The organism is Vibrio sp. Vb0937 (assembly GCF_033338855.1).
Genome location: NZ_JAWOTK010000119.1, coordinates 1 through 1669, shown reverse-complemented (window position 1 = coordinate 1669; position 1669 = coordinate 1). Strand labels below are relative to the sequence as shown.

Annotated in this window: 1 protein-coding gene; it reads right to left on the bottom strand. The window is 47.2% G+C overall.

Annotated elements, in window-relative coordinates; translation table 11 throughout:
• Positions 1 to 1625 (bottom strand): prolyl oligopeptidase family serine peptidase (locus R7P67_RS23650; protein WP_318086170.1); only part of this gene is annotated, 1625 nt, incomplete at its 3' end.
• Positions 1626 to 1669: the final 44 nt, after the last annotated feature.

Below are 1669 nucleotides of genomic sequence, written 5' to 3'. Positions count from 1 at the left end.
GGCACTTTAAGCACGACACCTGAAAACAACTTAGGATCTCGATTAACCGCTCCCGCGACCAACGTGCCACCAGCACTAGAACCGATGGCGAAAACCTCTCTATTACCGCGTTCAAACGTTTTCAGCGTCTTAGCGGCCGCGACAAAGTCGCCAATAGAATTGGCTTTGCGCACACCACGGCCTTGCTCATGCCACTCATCGCCAAAGTACCCACCGCCACGAACATGGGCGATAGCGTAAATCACGCCTTGGTCGAGCAAGCTTATGACTTGAGGCATAAAGTACGGTTTCATCGTAAAACCGTATGCGCCATAGCCATAAATCATCACGGGTGATTGTGCGTGTAATTTGTCTTTGCGATACGCTAAAGAGACGGGAACAGAAACACCATCGTGCTTAATGAAAATTCGTTTTGAAACATAATGTTGGCTATCAAAATCTTGGTAAGCATCTTGAGAGTACAAAGATTTAGTCAGCGTTTTTACATCGAACTCTTCCCATTGAGGAGGCGTGGTCATCGACATGCTTCGGATACGAATCTTGTTGGATTCAAAATCGCCTAACGTGCTCAACCAAGCGACATTGCCATCGTGTTCCAATGGCAGTATCACTTTTTCCTGACCTTGATAAGAATACACCGTCAACGTCGACACATTGTTTGGCTTACTAAGTGCCACAACTCCTGCATCATAAAGGTAGAACTGCTCAAGCGGCTCACTAGGGTTGGTAAAGCGTTGCCATGTTGCGCTAAGCGGCGTGAGTTCGGCTTGGTAAAGCGCGAACTTTCCTTCAAGATTACTGTTGAGGTAAACATGCCCTTTCGCGACATCTGCGTAATATTCCACGCCCACTTCTGGCACTCGCAATGAATCGGTGACTGTGCCCGTTTCTAGATCGACAAGCTTCTGCTCTGTTGTTGACTCGTTGTTGCTTTGCAGCACGGCGTAACGACTATCTGCCGCGCGATAAAAAGAGAGTAACCAATCTGATTTGTACTCATTCCATACTACTGTTTTAGCCAAAGACTCCGTGGAAATACGTAGGATCTGATGAGGTCGCTGGGTACGCTTGTCCTTTGCCACAAGGTACGCCATTTTTCCATTTTGTGATAACAGTGCACCACTATCGACGTGTGTTGCCAGTTCCGAAGATTGGCCTGAGAGTAAATCAACAACCACGGCTCGATATTGCTCGCTGCCGTCGATATCCTCAGTAAAAAGCAGTTTATCACCACTCACTTGCCACTGACCAAGTTGATAGTATTGATGCGCCGATTGTCGCTCAGCGAAATCAAACACCGCGTTTTCTGGTGCATGCTGACTCGCACGTGATAACAACACGTAGCGACCGTCACGACGCGTTAACGTCCACTCTCGTCCATTCACAATCGACCATGGCTGCTCGCCTTTGTCTGCCACCATGGTTTCCCACTGTGCTAGCAGATCTTGTGTCAGTGCCTGATAACTTTTTTGATACTGTTCGGTCTTGCGGTTTTGCTGCGTCAAGTAGGTAAGAACTCGCTCATCTTTACGAGCGTCATCTCGCAGCCAGTTAAAATCATCAGCGGCAGTAGCGCCAAAACTAGAGGTAACTATGAGCCCTAAAAAAACATGAGTAAATTTCATATAGAGAGCGAATTCATTTATAGGATTAATGGAATCCGCGTATT